Source organism: Aeromonas sp. NJAU223, from assembly GCF_051125555.1.
GTDB lineage: Bacteria > Pseudomonadota > Gammaproteobacteria > Enterobacterales > Aeromonadaceae > Aeromonas > Aeromonas veronii_G.
Window position 1 is genome coordinate 2,733,463 of record NZ_CP144204.1, and the last position, 19,722, is coordinate 2,753,184.

At 59.5% G+C, this 19,722-nt stretch carries 8 protein-coding genes; 2 read left to right on the forward strand and 6 right to left on the reverse strand.

Features of this window, described 5'->3' with window-relative positions:
• Positions 1–92: 92 nt before the first annotated feature.
• Entirely contained in the window at positions 93–386 is a 294-nt protein-coding gene (locus VZC39_RS12460; protein WP_434662886.1) for a hypothetical protein, read from the reverse strand.
• Between the two features lie 358 nt (positions 387–744).
• Between VZC39_RS12460 and VZC39_RS12465 the strand changes: the two genes are divergently transcribed.
• Positions 745–2,121, forward strand: a complete 1,377-nt coding sequence (locus VZC39_RS12465; protein ID WP_434662888.1) for an amino acid permease — start codon at positions 745–747, stop codon at positions 2,119–2,121.
• Between the two features lie 69 nt (positions 2,122–2,190).
• Here the strand turns inward: VZC39_RS12465 and VZC39_RS12470 are convergent, their stop codons facing one another.
• Together VZC39_RS12470 and VZC39_RS12475 are read right to left on the reverse strand one after the other, a co-directional pair.
• Positions 2,191–2,601, reverse strand: a complete 411-nt coding sequence (locus VZC39_RS12470) for a cupin domain-containing protein (RefSeq protein ID WP_349918325.1) — start codon at positions 2,599–2,601, stop codon at positions 2,191–2,193.
• A complete protein-coding gene (locus VZC39_RS12475) occupies positions 2,598–3,272 on the reverse strand; it encodes a carboxymuconolactone decarboxylase family protein (RefSeq protein WP_434662891.1) in 675 nt (224 codons plus the stop codon). The genes VZC39_RS12470 and VZC39_RS12475 overlap by 4 nt, the downstream gene beginning before the upstream one ends.
• Positions 3,273–3,402: 130 nt before the next feature.
• Between VZC39_RS12475 and VZC39_RS12480 the strand changes: the two genes are divergently transcribed.
• Entirely contained in the window at positions 3,403–4,302 is a 900-nt protein-coding gene (locus VZC39_RS12480) for a LysR family transcriptional regulator (protein WP_434662894.1), read from the forward strand.
• A gap of 157 nt (positions 4,303–4,459) precedes the next feature.
• Here the strand turns inward: VZC39_RS12480 and VZC39_RS12485 are convergent, their stop codons facing one another.
• The 3 genes from VZC39_RS12485 to VZC39_RS12495 all read right to left on the reverse strand — a co-directional run bounded on the left by VZC39_RS12485 (position 4,460) and on the right by VZC39_RS12495 (position 19,476).
• A complete protein-coding gene (locus VZC39_RS12485) occupies positions 4,460–5,161 on the reverse strand; it encodes an SIMPL domain-containing protein (RefSeq protein ID WP_349918328.1) in 702 nt (233 codons plus the stop codon).
• 57 nt (positions 5,162–5,218) lie between these two features.
• Positions 5,219–5,773, reverse strand: a complete 555-nt coding sequence (locus VZC39_RS12490) for a hypothetical protein (RefSeq protein ID WP_434662897.1) — start codon at positions 5,771–5,773, stop codon at positions 5,219–5,221.
• 89 nt (positions 5,774–5,862) lie between these two features.
• Positions 5,863–19,476, reverse strand: a complete 13,614-nt coding sequence (locus tag VZC39_RS12495; RefSeq protein ID WP_434662899.1) for a retention module-containing protein — start codon at positions 19,474–19,476, stop codon at positions 5,863–5,865.
• Between the last annotated feature and the right edge of the window lie 246 nt (positions 19,477–19,722).

Consider the following 19,722-nt stretch of genomic DNA (forward strand, 5'->3'; position numbering starts at 1 on the left):
CACCATGTGGGTGGCAATATAAATGAACAGAAAAATGAGAGAGACACTGTGCCCACAGGGCGGGTCGGCACTGTGCCGTGTCAAAAAATCCCTTATGGCAGGGGATCAGCACCCGGCTTGTTGAGCTCCTTGTTGTTCATCAGCCAGCCGTGGAGGGTCAGCAGCCCCGTCCCCTTGCGTATCCGCTCACTCAACCAGCAGGCGGGGAGCAACCCGGCCCCGGCGGCCAGCATCAGTACCATGGCAATGTTGGCCACCAGATAATCCGCCCCCTGCCAGCCCCATACCATGAGGCAGGCCGCCGCCAGGGTCAGCAACATGGGGGAGAGCCAGATCCCGAACCAGAGTGCGACCATGACGAGCCCGCCGACAACTTTCTCTATCATATGAGTCCCTTTCATAGAAAAGAGACAATTGCGCACAAACATCAAAATCCGTCAATACCGCCACACCCAGCTGCTCACTAAACCATCAATCACTTCAAAAACCCCATTCCAGATCATAAAAACCCTGCGTAAAGCCGGAATTGGCAGCCGAAACCAAGGAAAACAGGTGCATGAACGGGCGTTTATCATTATTCTGCTCGGGTTGATAGCCGCTACAAAAAACCGAAGGCGGCAATCCGTAACGAAATTAATACGGTTTTTGTCATGTTTTCGGCACGACGTGCTGATCCGGCCCACAGGATGCGGGCCGTCTGGCACGATGAAAACCGCGTGACCTCAGCGACCTAAGGAAGGAAGAATGGATCTTCAGCAAGACGGCGAAGAGCTCAAGCGCGGCCTGAAAAACCGCCATATCCAGCTCATCGCATTGGGCGGTGCCATCGGTACCGGCCTGTTTCTCGGCATTGCCGACACCATCAAGATGGCGGGCCCCGCCGTGTTGCTGGGCTACGCCATCGGTGGCTTCATCGCCTTCCTCATCATGCGCCAGCTCGGCGAAATGGTGGTGGAAGAGCCGGTCGCCGGCTCCTTCAGCCACTTCGCCTACAAGTATTGGGGTGACTTCGCCGGGTTCGCCTCCGGCTGGAACTACTGGGTGCTCTATGTGCTGGTGAGCATGGCCGAGCTGACCGCGGTCGGTATCTATGTGCAGTACTGGTGGCCCGAGATCCCGACCTGGATGTCGGCGGCCTTCTTCTTCGTGCTGATCAACGCCATCAACCTCTCCAACGTCAAGGCGTTCGGCGAGATGGAGTTCTGGTTCGCCATCATCAAGGTCGTGGCCATCCTCGGCATGATAGGGTTTGGCGGCTACCTGCTGTTCTCCGGCGCCGGTGGCCCCGAAGCCACCGTCAGCAACCTCTGGGCCCAGGGCGGTTTCTTCCCGCACGGCGTCGGTGGTCTGGTGATGGCCATGGCCTTCATCATGTTCTCCTTCGGCGGCCTTGAACTGGTCGGTATCACGGCGGCGGAAGCGGACAACCCCGAGAAGAGCATCCCCAAGGCCACCAACCAGGTGATCTACCGCATCCTCATCTTCTATATCGGTGCCCTGACCGTGCTGCTCTCCCTCTACCCCTGGGGCAAGGTGGTCGAAGGTGGCAGTCCGTTCGTGATGATCTTCCACGCCCTGGACAGCAACCTGGTGGCCAACGTGCTGAACCTGGTGGTGCTGACCGCCGCGCTGTCCGTCTACAACAGCTGTGTCTACTGCAACAGCCGCATGCTGTTTGGCCTCGCCAAGCAAGGCAACGCCCCCAAGACGCTGCTCAAGACCAACAAGCGCGGGGTGCCGCTGACCGCCATCACCATCTCCGCCGCCGCCACCCTGCTGTGCGTGCTGATCAACTACCTGATCCCGGGCAAGGCCTTTGGCCTGCTGATGTCCCTGGTGGTCTCGGCGCTGGTCATCAACTGGGCCATGATAAGCTTGGCGCACCTGAAGTTCCGCAAGGTCAAGGCCGCCGAGGGGGTCACTCCCAAGTTCAAGGCACTGTGGAGCCCGTTTGGCAACTATCTCTGCCTCGCCTTCATGGCCGCCATTCTGGTGATCATGTACATGAACGACGGCACCCGCATCTCGGTCGAACTGATCCCGGCCTGGGTACTGCTACTCGGTATCGGCTACCTGCTCAAGCAGAAGAGCCAGCGCAGAGTGGCCGCCAACCTCGGTTGAGCTCCCCCCTCCCCATGAAAAATGCCGGTCGATGACCGGCATTTTTTTCATCTGTGGCGCCCCGCCACTTCATCGGGACAGCCCCTGGTACGCCGCATCGGAGACAGGTTCCAGCCACTCGTTGCTCGCCCCTTCGGCCGGCACTTCGATGGCCAGGTGTGCAAACCAGCTGTCGGCGCTGGCCCCGTGCCAGTGCTTGGCACCCGCCGCGATATGGACCACATCCCCCGCCGCCAGTGCACGGGGAGCCTGGCCCCACTCCTGGTACCACCCTCGCCCGCCGGTCACGATCAGGATCTGCCCGCCTTGGTGGTGAACATGCCAGTGGTTGCGACAGCCCGGCTCAAACACCACGTTGCCGATGGTGACGCCCTGGGTGGAGAGCATCGCCAGATAACTGGTACCGGTGAAGTACTGGGCATAGGCCTCGTTCCTGGCTCCTTTGGGGAAGAGCCCGTTCCCGTCAAATTCAGTGTTCATCGTTTTTCCTCGCCAGACCCTGCGTCTCCCGTCTGCTGACTCGCCAGCAGCTCATTGAGCACCGCCTCGGCATTGCGACCCATCTCATCCCCGCAGCTTGCCTTCAGGGTACTCACGTATCCCCGCAGCTGTGCCACGGTCCACCCAGTGTTCAGACTCATCGCAAGATGGCTCTTCAGCTGGTTGTTGACCCCCGCCATGGCGGCGAGCGCCCCTATGGTTGCCAGCTCCCGGGTCTGCCAGTCGAGCACATCTCGCTGGAAGATATCCCCGAAGAGATGGGACTTGAGAAAGCCGTCAATGGCCGGGGCAAACGCGAACAGCGCCCCCGTCACGGGCTGACCCACCAGTCGAGTCTGGTTGCGGGTCCCTTCCACCAGAGCGTCCCACGGTTCGGGATTGGAGCTGGCTTCCCTGCCCACCTCGTCGGTCAGGCCTCGTTGCTGGCGCTGCGCCAGGACAGTCATGAATGCCGAGAGCGCGTTCAGACTCCGGGGAAATCCGGCATAGGCATAGAGCTGCACCAGGATTTCCTTGATGCCGTTGATGGTCATGCCTACATCCAGCCCATGGTGTAGCGCCGTGCCGAGCGCAACCATGTCCCCCTTTGCGGTGAATGCCGCGATGGGGATCATCGCCTGTTGTTGCTCACTCAAGGGATTGCTCATCATCTCACCTCCAGACAGGGTTCAACGCTGGGCGGCGCGCTGCAGCCATCCCAACAACGGCAGTGTAGAGAAAGGCAGATTGGATGATAATATGGGCAAATCAACACACACCTGTGCAGATAACTCACCAATCATGACCAAAGAGAAACTCGGCGATCTCCAGGCTTTCGTGACGGTGGCGAGAGAGCGCAGCTTCACCCGGGCGGCCACCCTGCTTGGCGTCTCCCGCTCGGCCCTCAGCCATACCTTGCTCTCCCTCGAGGATCGCCTCGGCGTACGCTTGCTGACCCGCACGACGCGCAGCGTCTCCCCGACCGACGCGGGTCACCGTCTGATGAGCGTGCTGGCCCCCCGGCTGGACGAAATAGAATCCGAACTGGCCGCCTTGCGCGCCGCCAGTGACAAACCCGCCGGCTCGGTACGCATCACCGCCAACGATCACGCCATCTCGACCGTGCTGTTGCCCCGTCTGCAGCCCCTGTTGAGAGAGCACCCGGATATCCGGGTGGAGTTCAGCATGGATTACGAGCTGACGGATATCGCGGCCAGGCAGTTCGATGCGGGGGTACGGATGGGGGATCAGGTCGACAAGGACATGATTGCCGTGCGCATGACACCGGATATCCGGATGGCGGTGGTGGCAACCCCTGCCTATCTCTTCGGCAAGGATCCCATCATCGCCCCCCGGGACCTCATGGCACATAACTGTATCAACCTGCGGCTGCCGACCCGGGGTTCCCTCTATGGGTGGGAGTTTGAGCAGGATAATCACCCTCTTTGCGTGCAGGTGGCGGGACAGACGGTGTTCAACAATACCTTCTTGATGATCCAGGCGGCCCGGGAGGGTTGTGGCATTGCCTATGTCCCAAGCGATCTGGTCGCAAAGGAGGTGGCATCCGGCGAGCTGGTTTCGCTGCTGACCGACTGGTGCCCGCTATTTCCGGGCTATTACCTCTATTATCCCAGCCGTAAACACCTTCCCGTGGCGTTTGAACTCGTCATCGATGCCCTGCGCTGGCACAAGCGGGGCTGATCCCCAGATTTGCGGACTCGGCATCAGATAACAACGAGTACCGCATCACCCCCTCCCCCCCCGCCTGAGTGTTTATCCGCTGACATGGCCCACCTGAAACAACAAGCCCGAGGGATGAGCCTCGGGCTTGGTATAAACAGGCATTCAGGCTGGGTCATCACTCCAGCAGGAAGACGGCTTCCACGTTGTCCGTGATGCTGATCTGTTGCTGTTGGTAGCTGTTCTCCACCATGTCGGCGGACGGCGCAGCGGCGGCCTTCATGGCCCGGCTGTACACCGGCACCGGCGAGCTGTTGCGGTACTCGACACTGTAGACCTTGCCCAGCTTCATGCCAAAGGCTTTTGCCAAGGATTCCGCCTTGCTGGTGGCATCGGCCACGGCGCCAAGGCGGGCCTGCTCCTTGATTATCTGCGGGGACTTGAGACCGTATTCAATCTGGGAGACGGATTCCAGACCGGCCTTGAGCGCGGTGTCCATCAGCTGGCTCAGCTTGTCGAGCTGATAGAGTTTGACCGAGAGCTGGCGCTGGGCACGATAACCCACCATCTCCGGCTGCTTGTTCTGGGGATATTGATACTCGGGGGAGATCACCAGGTTGCCGGCCTCCACGTCGCTGCGCTTGATGCCGAGGCTCTCCAGCTGGCCAAAGAAGGCGGCCACCTTGGTATCCACCTGCTGCTTGGCCTTGATGCCCTGCTTCTCCAGTGCGGTCACGGCGACATTGAGGGTCAGCATGTCGGGCTCGGCCTTCTGCTCGGCATAACCGCTGACCACCAGATGCGGTGCCTGGGGCACTTCAATGGCAAACAGGGGGGCACTGACAACCAGGGCAGACAGGGTAAGAAGGGGACGCCACATAGAAAAAAAACCTCAATCGGTTGGATTGAGGTCATTATGCCCATCGCCGAATGAGATTCAAATATCGTGCAAGGGAGGGAGCTGCTCCAACACCTGATTGGTCATGTCGATATTGATGCTGATCTCGCCATTCAGGGAACCATGCGGGCTCACCGCGGCCACGGATGCCGGTGCACCGAGCAGTTCATCTTCTTCGAAGTGGAAGGCGTCCCACGACAGAACGTGACCTTGCGGCGGAGACATGGGCTCGGAAGCCGTCACTACCGCCAGCGAATGCCAGTCGAGTTCATCCTCCTGGCCGAGCAAGCCGTGCAGGGCATTGTCACTCAAGCTCGAGAGGGCATACTCCTGTTGCCCCCACTCATGACCGACCAGCACCACCATGTGAGGCATGGGGGCACTCTCCACCGGGCTGAAGCTGATGCTGGACGCGGCGAAATCCACGTTGAGGGACCCTGCCACCTCACCGTCTTCCGTCTCCAGCTCCAGGCCATTGAGCCTGTCACCCGTCATCGATGCCTGATAGCCAAAGCGGCCGGAGCAGACGATGTTGTCCTGCCCATCCCAGCTATAGCGAATGCCATCGATGTCGACCCAATTGAATGGACCCATATCATCCTCACAACGTTGATCTGGCCTATCTTAACGTCCTTCTGGCGCCAACGACAGAGGACAGGCGAACCTGCCCTCTGTCTGCGTCATCAAGGATGTTGGTCCACCTTGAGGTTACCATCGTCAAGCAGTTGCTTGATGATGTCCTGATTGGTGAGCGTGGTCCCTCCATGGGTCAGATCTGGCCCTCCCTGGAACTGAACGGTCAGCTGCCCACCTCCCGCAGCGCTGCCATTGGTATCTATCGTCAATTTGTTATTGATCGTATCGAACGTCAGATAACTATTCAGAGCACTGGCCAAGGCACTGTTGTTGGCACTCGCTGGCACGTTGTCCAGAAGCTGGGACAAATCCAGTACATCACCACTGCTCCCCGTCCCCAGGGTGAAGTCGGTGATTTTGTCGGTGCTGCCATCGGCATCACCAGCCAGCCACTTGAAGGTGTCTTTACCTGCTCCCCCTGTCAGGGTGTCCGCCCCCAGTCCACCAATCAGCGTGTCGTCACCGATTCCACCATCCAGAATGTCGGTACCAAGTCCCCCCAGCAATACATCATTGCCGCTATCGCCGTACAGGGTATCATTGCCGGCCCCACCTTCAATATGATCATTCCCCCCATTACCATGGATGATGTCGTTGCCATCATGACCAAGCAGCACATCGTCGACAGCCGTACCATTGAGGGTATTGTCCCCACTGGTTCCTTCAATGGGGGTTGGCACAGTCGCGGCCGTTGCACCTATGTTGATGGTCAGCTGGGCTGTATCCTTATCCCCATCGTTTTGTACCACCTGATAGGTGAAAACATCCGATTTCCCTTGGTTGGCAAGGTTGGAGTTCGGGGTATAGGTGTAAGAACCATCGCTCTGGATTTGGAGTGACCCATAGAGACCGGTCACCGTCTGACTGGTTGTCACCGACACATAGCTGCTGCCATTCCAGATCTTGAGTACCGAATTTTCACTGCCAAGGGAATCGGTCGCTCCCCAGGGATCACTGCTCATGAGGTTGTGATTAGGCTCTGTCAACACATTGCCCTGTGCCACCATGATGGCAATTGCAGCTGTGGCGGCAGCAGTGACGTTGAGTTTGATGTTATCCAGTTGCAATGTTGAATCGCTGTTACCACCACCGTCATTGACGGAGAAATAGACTCGATAACGTGCATTCGCATCCAGCGTTGCCGTGGTGACCGTGGTCATTGCACCGGGATCACTGGACAGGATGCCACTCAGGCCAGCTCCGGAGAGCGAGATCCAGTTAGTGCCATCAAACTTGTACAGGTTCCATGTCACGGTATCATTGCCATTCACATTGCTTCTGTCGTACTGGAAGCTCAACGTCGTCGCCAACGCCGTGGTGGCAAATTCCGGTGTGACCAGTTGTGCCGCCCCAACCCCATCGTCATTGGAGTCCACCAGTGACAGCGAACCGCTGCTGACACCGCCATCCAGAGTTGTGCCGTTCAATGTGCTGACAACCCATTTGTCACCATTACTGGCCACGGCTGTGGCAATCGAGTTATTTCCCAGATCGATCACACTGATGCCTGTGCCGTTGGTGTCATAGACCCAGGGGTTGTAGCCTGCACCGCTATTCGCGCTGTTACTGGTACTGCCAAAATCAGCCAGTGTGGTGGGAGTTGTCGCCCCAGGTACCATGACCTGATACACCAGTGCATCATTGCTATTGTCATAGACGATGACCTCACTGGAATCCGTCGTGATCAGATTCAACACGCCGGTTTTCACATCCCCATCGGCATCACTGATGGTGTAGCGGAACGTTTCGGTATAGTCATTGGCCACATCCAGCGACAAGCTGTAGCTATAAGCACCCGTCAACAGATTGACTGAGAGAGTCCCACCACCATGGGTTGGAATCGTCAGCACATGGGTTGTGGCGTTATAGCCGGAGTAGGCGGTGGTATAAATCACGTCCGGTGTGGCCGGATTGCCATCGGCATCGTGCGAGATGCTGGTGATGGGCAAAGCCGCAGGACCATCGGCACCAAACACGACGCCCGCATCTACCAACAGATTTCCTGTTGTTGGAACCTGTACAGTTCCCGACAGCGTGCTGGCTAATTGACTCAGGTCCGTCACAATAATGGCTGGCTGTTCAGTCCCAGTCGCACCATTGTAAGATATGGGCTCCAAGGCTGGAGCAGTAGCTCCCGTTCCCATACCCAACGCATAGGACTTGATATCATTGTTGGTCAGGAATGTTTGCCAAGCAGACTGCTCGGCAGCATTGATACCACTGCTACCCGTCCCTGCAACCCCAGACCAGTTAGTGCTCTCCGTTGGCTCACCATCTGAGAGGAAGTACAGTACGCTTTGCCCACCGATGATCTTTCCCGCTGAGTTGTAGGCCGACATGGCTTTTATCAATGCGTCGTCATAGTCAGTACCGCCATTGCCAAGTGTATCGGTAATGGAGTTGATGACATTGAGCGCCTGGGTCGCAGTCAACCAGATATCTCCAGAACCAAGGAAATTGGTCGTTGCAGTGCTGGCAAACCCAACCAGCCTTACCATGACGTTCCCTACATCATCGTAGTCATTGATAAGCTGCAAAATGGATGCTCTAGCAATAGCCATTCGAGTAGCGTATCCAGCAACGCCTGAGGGTTCATCCATACTGCCCGAGGTATCCAGGATGATCATCAGATTGGTCCCCGGATTCGAGAACTCCTCGATCCTCGTATTGATATCGGCAGGTTGAACCGGTACGTCATCGACAATCTGCACGCTCAGGGTACTGCTCGCCGCATCGTTGTCGCTGTCCACCAAAGTCACGGTGAAATCTTCATACAGGCTGTTGTTGCCACCCGCCGTCGGGTGCGCCTCGTTGTCCAACAAGGTGTAGCTGTAGCTCACCAGCCCCGTCGCCGGGTCGTACGCCGTTACCTTGAGGGTATTGCCCAGCGGCGTCGTCACGCTCTGCGGGAAGCTCACTACCACTCCGTTGTTGACGATAAGCAGACTCCCCACACTCAGGGTCTTCACCCCGTCCGGCGCACTGATATTGAAGTCGCCGGTGACCGTGGTCGACTCCTTGCTGGTGTCCGACCCCGCCGATTCCCCCGTACCACGGCCCGCCAGCAGGTCATCCTCGTACACGATGGCATCCCCGCCCTGCGCCTTGGGTATCAGGTTGGTGATGGTCACCCCGTCATCGTCGTTCTTGATGCTCAGGGTCAGGGTCGCCGTGCTCACGTCACCGTCCGCATCGGTCAGGGTGTAGGTGAACACTTCACTGCCCACACTGCCCCCGGTCAGCGCCTTGAAGTCCACGTCGCCCGGATTGAGGGTGTAGGTATAAGTGCCGTTGGCATTGAGCACCAGGCTGCCATAGGTACCGCTCAGGGTACCGCCGGTCACCGCCGCACCATCTGCCCCTTGCACGTCGTTGGTGATGACGTTGCCGGTCAGCGTCAGGTTGCTCTCGCTCGCGGTGTTCGGGTTGCTGTCGTTCACCGCAGTCGGGACGTCATCGACAATCTGCACGCTCAGGGTGCTGCTCGCCGCATCATTGTCACTGTCCACCAGGGTCACGGTGAAGTCTTCATACAGGCTGTTGGTGCTATTGGCCGTCGGGTGCGCCTCGTTGTCCAACAAGGTGTAGCTGTAGCTCACCAGCCCCGTCGCCGGGTCGTACGCCGTTACCTTGAGGGTATTGCCCAGCGGCGTCGTCACGCTCTGCGGGAAGCTCACTACCACTCCGTTGTTGACGATAAGCAGACTCCCCACACTCAGGGTCTTCACCCCGTCCGGCGCACTGATATTGAAGTCGCCGGTGACCGTGGTCGACTCCTTGCTGGTGTCCGACCCCGCCGATTCCCCCGTACCACGGCCCGCCAGCAGGTCATCCTCGTACACGATGGCATCCCCGCCCTGCGCCTTGGGTATCAGGTTGGTGATGGTCACCCCGTCATCGTCGTTCTTGATGCTCAGGGTCAGGGTCGCCGTGCTCACATCACCGTCCGCATCGGTCAGGGTGTAGGTGAACACTTCACTACCCACACTGCCCCCGGTCAGCGCCTTGAAGTCCACGTCGCCCGGATTGAGGGTGTAGGTATAAGTGCCGTTGGCATTGAGCACCAGGCTGCCATAGGTACCGCTCAGGGTACCGCCGGTCACCGCCGCACCATCTGCCCCTTGCACGTCGTTGGTGATGACGTTGCCGGTCAGCGTCAGGTTGCTCTCGCTCGCGGTGTTCGGGTTGCTGTCGTTCACCGCAGTCGGGACGTCATCGACAATCTGCACGCTCAGGGTGCTGCTCGCCGCATCATTGTCACTGTCCACCAGGGTCACGGTGAAGTCTTCATACAGGCTGTTGGTGCTATTGGCCGTCGGGTGCGCCTCGTTGTCCAACAAGGTGTAGCTGTAGCTCACCAGCCCCGTCGCCGGGTCGTACGCCGTTACCTTGAGGGTATTGCCCAGCGGCGTCGTCACGCTCTGCGGGAAGCTCACTACCACTCCGTTGTTGACGATAAGCAGACTCCCCACACTCAGGGTCTTCACCCCGTCCGGCGCACTGATATTGAAGTCGCCGGTGACCGTGGTCGACTCCTTGCTGGTGTCCGACCCCGCCGATTCCCCCGTACCACGGCCCGCCAGCAGGTCATCCTCGTACACGATGGCATCCCCGCCCTGCGCCTTGGGTATCAGGTTGGTGATGGTCACCCCGTCATCGTCGTTCTTGATGCTCAGGGTCAGGGTCGCCGTGCTCACGTCACCGTCCGCATCGGTCAGGGTGTAGGTGAACACTTCACTGCCCACACTGCCCCCGGTCAGCGCCTTGAAGTCCACGTCGCCCGGATTGAGGGTGTAGGTATAAGTGCCGTTGGCATTGAGCACCAGGCTGCCATAGGTACCGCTCAGGGTACCGCCGGTCACCGCCGCACCATCTGCCCCTTGCACGTCGTTGGTGATGACGTTGCCGGTCAGCGTCAGGTTGCTCTCGCTCGCGGTGTTCGGGTTGCTGTCGTTCACCGCAGTCGGGACGTCATCGACAATCTGCACGCTCAGGGTGCTGCTCGCCGCATCATTGTCACTGTCCACCAGGGTCACGGTGAAGTCTTCATACAGGCTGTTGGTGCTATTGGCCGTCGGGTGCGCCTCGTTGTCCAACAAGGTGTAGCTGTAGCTCACCAGCCCCGTCGCCGGGTCGTACGCCGTTACCTTGAGGGTATTGCCCAGCGGCGTCGTCACGCTCTGCGGGAAGCTCACTACCACTCCGTTGTTGACGATAAGCAGACTCCCCACACTCAGGGTCTTCACCCCGTCCGGCGCACTGATATTGAAGTCGCCGGTGACCGTGGTCGACTCCTTGCTGGTGTCCGACCCCGCCGATTCCCCCGTACCACGGCCCGCCAGCAGGTCATCCTCGTACACGATGGCATCCCCGCCCTGCGCCTTGGGTATCAGGTTGGTGATGGTCACCCCGTCATCGTCGTTCTTGATGCTCAGGGTCAGGGTCGCCGTGCTCACATCACCGTCCGCATCGGTCAGGGTGTAGGTGAACACTTCACTACCCACACTGCCCCCGGTCAGCGCCTTGAAGTCCACGTCGCCCGGATTGAGGGTGTAGGTATAAGTGCCGTTGGCATTGAGCACCAGGCTGCCATAGGTACCGCTCAGGGTACCGCCGGTCACCGCCGCACCATCTGCCCCTTGCACGTCGTTGGTGATGACGTTGCCGGTCAGCGTCAGGTTGCTCTCGCTCGCGGTGTTCGGGTTGCTGTCGTTCACCGCAGTCGGGACGTCATCGACAATCTGCACGCTCAGGGTGCTGCTCGCCGCATCATTGTCACTGTCCACCAGGGTCACGGTGAAGTCTTCATACAGGCTGTTGGTGCTATTGGCCGTCGGGTGCGCCTCGTTGTCCAACAAGGTGTAGCTGTAGCTCACCAGCCCCGTCGCCGGGTCGTACGCCGTTACCTTGAGGGTATTGCCCAGCGGCGTCGTCACGCTCTGCGGGAAGCTCACTACCACTCCGTTGTTGACGATAAGCAGACTCCCCACACTCAGGGTCTTCACCCCGTCCGGCGCACTGATATTGAAGTCGCCGGTGACCGTGGTCGACTCCTTGCTGGTGTCCGACCCCGCCGATTCCCCCGTACCACGGCCCGCCAGCAGGTCATCCTCGTACACGATGGCATCCCCGCCCTGCGCCTTGGGTATCAGGTTGGTGATGGTCACCCCGTCATCGTCGTTCTTGATGCTCAGGGTCAGGGTCGCCGTGCTCACATCACCGTCCGCATCGGTCAGGGTGTAGGTGAACACTTCACTACCCACACTGCCCCCGGTCAGCGCCTTGAAGTCCACGTCGCCCGGATTGAGGGTGTAGGTATAAGTGCCGTTGGCATTGAGCACCAGGCTGCCATAGGTACCGCTCAGGGTACCGCCGGTCACCGCCGCACCATCTGCCCCTTGCACGTCGTTGGTGATGACGTTGCCGGTCAGCGTCAGGTTGCTCTCGCTCGCAGTGTTCGGGTTGCTGTCGCTCATCGCCGTCGGCGTGTCATCCACGATGCGCACTATCAGCTGGTCACTCGCCGTGGTACCACCCACCCCGTTCACCGTGATGGTCACGCTGTCGTCAAATTCAGTACCCGTCGCGCCCAGCTTGCTGTCATTGTCGATGGTCGCGCTCAGGGTGTAGCTGTAGTTCACCGTCCCACCACTGGCGGTACCGCTGTAGCTCAGCAGAGTCAGTATCCCTTCCCCGGTATTCACGCTCTGACTGCCGTTGAAGCCTTGCAGTTGCGCCAGGGTATAGGTCGTTCCGCCTATCACCACGTTCAAGATACCGTCCGAGGCCGACACCGTGAAGCTGCCTGGCACCGTTTCGGTAGTGGCCGCCGCATTGGAGCCGTTCGGATTGAGACCAGACTCGTACACCAGATGGTCCGGACCGGTCGCTGCCACCGTTACCACGGTAGAGGTATCGTTCGCCCCCTTGACCGTGATGGTCAGCTTGGCAGTGCTCTCGTCCCCATCCGCATCCTTCATGGTGTACCAGACGTCGTAGCTCTGGTTGAACCCCGCCCCCAGCGCCTGGGTAGCCGGGCGGCTGTTGTCCAGCACGTAGGTCCAGCTGCCATCACCGTTTTGCACGAAGCTGCCATAGGTATTCAGGGAGGCTACTGCCGAGCTGTTGTTGTGACCGGTCGCACTCCAGCCCACGAAGGCAGCCGGGGTATCCGCACCGGAGGCATCGTTGCTCAGTACGTTGCCGCCCAGGCTGCCCGCTACGTCTTCGGTGACAGTGCCGCCGTTTTCATCGTTTGCTTTGGGCACGTCATCTTCCACATGGATGAGGAAGCTGCCAGCCAGGGTGCCACTGCCGCCTGTCGCCTTCAGGATGCTGGTAAAATCCAGGGTCAGCAGTTCGCTGTCATCGCCGTTACCCAGCGGATGATCCAGCGATTTGACCAGGTTGAACTGATAGCTGCCATTTGAACCAACCTGGAGCGTGAAGACTGTCGCCCCATTGGCGGTGGCAGTCAGGGTGTCGCCGACAACCGTATAGACCAATGCTACGCCACCAGAGCTGGCCGCAGTCACGCCGCTGGTGTTGGTGTTGAGGCTGATGGTGGCGGAGTTGTCCGGACCGACGATCAGCGGCGCAACACTGCCGCTGATACTGTTGGTGACGCCATCGTTGTCGGTGATGCCTGTGGGCAGCTCATCCTCATCCACATAGCCTTCCACCGACCCCACATCCTCGACATAGAGGTGCAGGGTTGCGGTGGCCGGATCGCCATCCTTGTCGATGATGGTGTATTGGAAGTCCTCGGTCAGATCGCCATTCACATTGGCGGGAGCCTGATAGCTCCATGCACCGGTGGAGAAGTTGAAACTCAACTTGCCACCCGCGGGAGTGGTCACGGCAGTCAGTTGCTGATCGCCGTCGAGCACACCATCCCAGCTGTAGGTGATCGCCCCAATCTTGATGGACTGGATATAACCCGGGCCATCGGCACCATAGGCATCATCATCCCCACCGCCAACCACATTGTTGGAGCCATTGAGCACGTTGCCCTGTACCAGACCACCAATCACCTGATTAAGCAGGGTATCGACCAGATCACCGAAATCGTTCACCCGCAACGGGGTATTGTTCGGACCTGCATCGAGGTCCACATCCTGTAGGCGGGTATCGTTTATTCCGTCGCCGATACCGATAGTGGTGACAGTGATACCTTTGCTGTCGACGAAGGTGTTCCAGTCATTCGCAGTGCTAGGTTGTAACGAGTTACCTGGCACATTCCCCTCATTAGGATTGCCATCACTGATGAAGACCACTTGATTATTCCACCCCGGAAGCGGGGTATAAGAGTCCATAGTCTGTTCGATGGCGTCGGTGAAGTTGGTATTGCTGTTAAGCGGTCGCGTACCGCCTTCTTGCGGGTTCAGCGAGTTCACCAAATTTGTAAACGCCGTGACATTGTCGACAACAGGGTAACCAATAGAATCACTGGCGAAGGCCACTATCTGGATCTTGACCTGACCACCCGAGGTGTTGAACAGGGTCTGCCCGGCGGTACGCACCGCATCGAGCATGGCGTTCAGTTCGTTGTTATCTATGCTGCCGCTGAAATCGAGTACAAACACCATGTTGATGTTCTGGGACTGCCCCGCAAGCACGGTGGCATAGTCATCTTGGGCCACCGGAATATCATCCTGCACATCGACAACAAAGGCGCCTTTGCCAAAACCGGATAACTTGTCGCCATCCCCATCGGTCGCAACCAGCACCCCGGAGAAATCGATGGGCACGGGCAGCAGTTCATTGTCGCCGTTGGGCAACCCTTCCTTGACGGGGTGATCCAGCGGTCCCTTCAGGGTGAAGGTGTAATCGCCATCGGCGGCCACCGCCAGGGTGAAGATAACCGTCCCCCCGGCCGAGGCCGTCAGCACATTGCCCACGACGTTGTAACTCAGCGCCATGCCACTGCTGCTCAGTCCTTGCGCGGTCAGGGAGCTGACATTGTTGGAGAGGCTGAATGCACCGGGGCCGTCTGCCCCGAAGTTCACCAGGGTATTGAGGGAACCCGTAGTATCACTGGCCGTGGTGGTCTGCCCGGCATTTTCATGATTGCCCTCGTGGGGCGCGCCGCCAGCCAGCGTCAGCGCATCTTCCTGTACCTGTACTCTGATGCCACCACCTTGCAGGTCCCGCAACTGCGGACCATCGTCCTCGAAGCTGAACACCTTACCGGCCCCCAGATCCAGGCTGGCCTTGGCGCTGTCGCCATCGGCATCGGTTACCGTTTGCTCCAGCGTCAGGATACCGCTCTTGAGCGCCAGGCTGACGCTGTCATCCGAACTGGTGGTGTTGCCGTGCCAGACGTTGTCCAGCAAGGTCAAGGTCACGGCACCCGTGACAGGATCGACGGTCAGGGTGAAGTAGTTCACTCCGTTGGCACTGCCGGTGATGACGTTGCCAGACTGGTTCAGCAGGATCTGTGCCCCCTGACCGTTGGCGGCAGAGGGATTAACTGCATAGAGGCCACTCGCCACGTTGCTGCCACTGAGTACCAGGTTGTAGCCGACGCTGCCGGCACCATCGGCACCAAACACATGACTGAACTGACCTTGCACTGCGGTTGCGGTCAGGGTAGCACTCGCGATGCCGTCACTATCCGCGCCGCCCAGGGCGGGCAAGCTTTCATCCACTGTCGCCAACAGGCGTGGGGCCCCCTCTGTCAGACAAACGGTCGGGCCGTCATCCTCGAAGCTGAACACGCCACCGGCCCCCAGATCCACGCTAGCTTTTGCACTGTCACCATCGGCATCAGTCACGGTCTGCACCAGGGTCAGGATGCCACTCTTGAGGGTCAGGCTGACACTGTCGTCGGGATCGCTGGTATTGCCGTGCCAGACGTTGTCCAGCAGTTTCAGAGTCACTTCGCCGTTGGCGGGATTGATGGTCAGGGTGAAATAGTCCACGCCGTTGGCATTGCCGGTGATGACATTGCCAGACTGGTTCAGCAGGATCTGAGCCCCCTGACCGTTGGCGGCAGAGGAGTTGACTGCATAAAGGCCACTCGCCACATTGCTGCCACTGAGCGCCAGGCTATAGCCGATACTACCAGCACCATCGGCACCAAAGGCATGGCTGAACTGAGCTTGCACCGTCGCGGCTGCCAGAGTCGCACTGACAATGCCGTCGTTGTATGCACCGCCCAGGTTCGACAGGCTCTCATCGACCTTCACGACCCCGAGGCTTGGCCCCTCGGCAGCCAGGCAGACGGTCGGACCGTCATCCTCGAATTGGAAGGTGCCATTCACACCCAGATCCACGCTGGCCTTGGCGCTGTCGCCATCGGCATCGGTGACTGTCTGTACCAGGGTCAAGACACCGCTCTCCAGGGTCAGGCTGACACTGTCATCGGGATTGCTGGTGTTGCCGTGCCAGACGTTGTCCAGCAATTTCAGAGTCACGGCACCGCTGGCGGGATCGATCGTGAGGGTGAAATAGCTCACCCCGTTGGCACTGCCGATGATGACGTTGCCTACTTGGTTCAGCAGGATCTGGGCCCCCTGGCCGTTGACGGCAGAGGGATCGACTGCATAGAGGCCGCTCGCCACGTTGCTGCCACTGAGCGCCAGGCTGTAGCCGATATGACCGGCGCCATCGGCACCGAAGGCATGGCTGAACTGTGCTTGCACCGTCACGGCTGCCAGAGTCGCGCTCACAACGCCATCGTTGTATGCACCGCCCAGGGCCGGCAGGCTCTCGTCCACCTTGACAGTCCCAAGGCTCGGGGCTTCGTCAACCTGGCAGACTGTCGGGCCGTCATCCTCGAAGCGGAAGGTGCCATTCACACCCAGATCCAGGCTGGCCTTGGCACTGTCGCCATCGGCGTCGGTGACTGTCTGCACCAGGGTCAGCACACCGCTCTCTAGGGTCAAACTGACGCTGTCATCCGGGTTGCTGGTGTTGCCGTGCCAGACATTGTCCAGCAGCTTCAGGGTCACGGCGCCGCTGGCCGGATCGATCGTCAGGGTGAAATAGCTCACCCCGTTGGCGCTACCGGTGATGACGTTGCCTACTTGGTTCAGCAGGATCTGAGCCCCCTGACCGTTAGTAACAGAAGGATCGACTGCATAGAGGCCGCTCGCCACGTCGCTGCCACTGAGGGACAGGCTGTAGCCGATACTGCCAGCTCCATCAGCGCCGAATGCCGCATTGAACTGTCCCTGCACGGCGGCCGCCGCCAGGGTCGCGCTGGCCACGCCATCGCTGTATACACCGCCCAAGGCAGGCAGGCTCTCATCCACGGTGACAGAGCCCAGACGCGGGGCCTCGCTAGCCGGCCCTGTGGTCGGGCCATCATCTTCGAAACGGAAGGTACCGTTGGCCCCCAGATCCAGACTGGCCTTGGCGCTGTCGCCATCGGCATCGGTGACCGTCTGCACCAGGGTCAGGATACCGCTCTCCAGGGTCAGGCTGACGCTGTCGTCATGATTGCCGGTATCGCCATGCCAGATGTTATCCAGCAAATTCAGGGTCACGGCACCACTGGCCGGATCGATGGTGAGGGTGAAATAGCTCACCCCGTTGGCACTGCCGGTGATGACATTCCCCACCTGATTGAGCAGGATCTGGGCACCCTGGCCATTGGCGGCAGAGGGGTCAACGGCATAGAGGCCGCTGGCTACGTTGCCGCCATTGAGCATCAAGCTGTAGCGTACGCTGCCAGCCCCATCGGCGCCGAAGACATGACTGAACTGGGACTGCACGGCCGCCCCCGTCAGGGTCGCACTGGCAATACCGTCGTTGCCGGCACCACCCAGTGCAGGCAGGCTTTCATCGACCGTCACGAGTCCGGGGCGCTGGAACTCGGGGGCCAGACCGGACGTCGGGCCATCGTCTTCAAAGCGGAACACGCCACTCGCCCCCAGATCCAGGCTGGCCTTGGCGCTGTCACCATCGGAGTCGGTCACCGTCTGCACCAGTGTCAAGATGCCACTGCCGAGGGTCAGGCTGACGCTGTCATCATTGCTGCTGGTATCCCCTTGCCAGATATTGTCCAGCAGGGTCAGGGTCACGGCGCCAGTGGCAGGGTTGATGGTCAGGGTGAAATAACTCACCCCGTTGGCGCTGCCAGTGATGACATTGCCGACCTGGTTGAGCACGATTTGGGTACCCTGACCATTGGCAGCTTGCGGATCGACCGCATAGAGACCACTCGCTACATTGTTGCCACCAAGAGAGAGGCTGTAGCCGATACTGCCCGCCCCGTCAGCCCCGAAGGCATGGCTAAACTGGGCCTGCACCACTGAGGCCGCCAGCGTCACACTGGCAACGCCGTCGTTGTCCGCACCGCCCAGTTGCGGCAGGCTCTCGTCCACGCTGAGCACACCCAGCTCGGCAGAACCTGGCACCACAGACACGCTCGGCACGTCATCGAGGATCACCACATCCAGGCTGGCGCTGGTACTGTCACCGTCGCTGTCTGTCAACACGACACCGAAGCTCTCGGTCAGCGCCGTGTCATTGGCTGGCTGGGTGTGAGACTCATTGTCGCTCAGGGTATAGCTGTAGGTGACGCTACCGACACCGGTCACCGGGTTGTAACTGATACCGGTCACCAGCAACTGGTTGCCCAGCGGGCTTGGGATGGTCTGCGGGAAACTGGTGATGACCTGACCATTGCTGATGAGCGTCACCCCACCCAGGGTCAGGCTCTGGATCCCGTCGGCCGCATTGAAGGTAAAGGTACCGCCCTTGGTCAAAGCCGCGGCATCCGGTGCACTGCCATCGGCCAGGGCGGCTTCATTGAGGAGAAGCTCGCCCCCCTCCACCGCCAACCCGCCGAGAGAGACCCCTTCATCTACCGGAGTGATGGTGATGATCAGTGTCGAAGGATTGGTATCGGCCCCATCCGTGACGATGTAATCGGCCGGGGGAACCGGGCCCGTATAGTTGAGGGCCGGAGTGAAGGTATAGGTCCCATCGGCATTGATGATCAGCGTGCCTATCCCGTCCAGCGTGGTTGCCACCCCGGCTGGCACGCCGATGTTGTTGCCCCAGCTGTAGGTGAGGATCGACACCCCAAAGGGACCATCAGGGTTGGTGCTGTTGGCAAGCAGGTCGCCGCTGACAGACTGATCTTCCTGCGTCACGGCGAACTCATCCAGATCGTCGAGTTGGTTGTCAGGCAGCAGATCATCTGCTTGTACCGGATTTTGCCCGGCAGCCGCGTCATGGCTGGTATCAAAGCCCGCGCTAGCAATGGTGGCATCACCAATGCGGTCGATGACGACAAAACCGCCATTGCCGCTAGCGCCGGCTACCCCGCCAATCCCGCCACCACCACCACCAGCGGCCGGAGCGCCGCCCGCAGCCGCGGCTTCGAAGTTCTTGGTCGGGTCAACCCCTTCCAGTATGGATTTTTGCAACGCGGCGATTTCTGGCGAGACATCCTTGTTCTCGGCCGATGAGGAAGGATCTCCCTGTGCTGGCGCATCCGTGGGGGCTGGGGCCTCTGGCGCAACATTGGGGCCGTCATCATAAGGGGCCAGCATCAGCTTGGCGTCGTCGGCGATGTTGAGTTTGGCCCCTGGCTGCAATATCTCTCCGGGCTGGAGGGGACGACTGCTGCCATCGGCCAGCAGGATCTGAACATTGCCTTCTACGGATGAGACGACGACGGTCTTGTCGATGATTTGGGTACGCATATCCATTGCTCCAGGGTGACAAATCTTGATGCATACACCTTAGATTTCCCCCCCGTCGGCTTCCGTTGCAAAAATGTACTGATTTGAAACTGTTCACCCCACTCTGATGCAGCGAATCGAATGGTGAATTTTTACACAAATAAATCAATAGATTAACAAATCGACATCTACCCCATTCATCGATACCAACCCAAAAAAACGAAAGCTTATTCTAAATGGATATAAAAAAGGGCCCACAATGGGGCC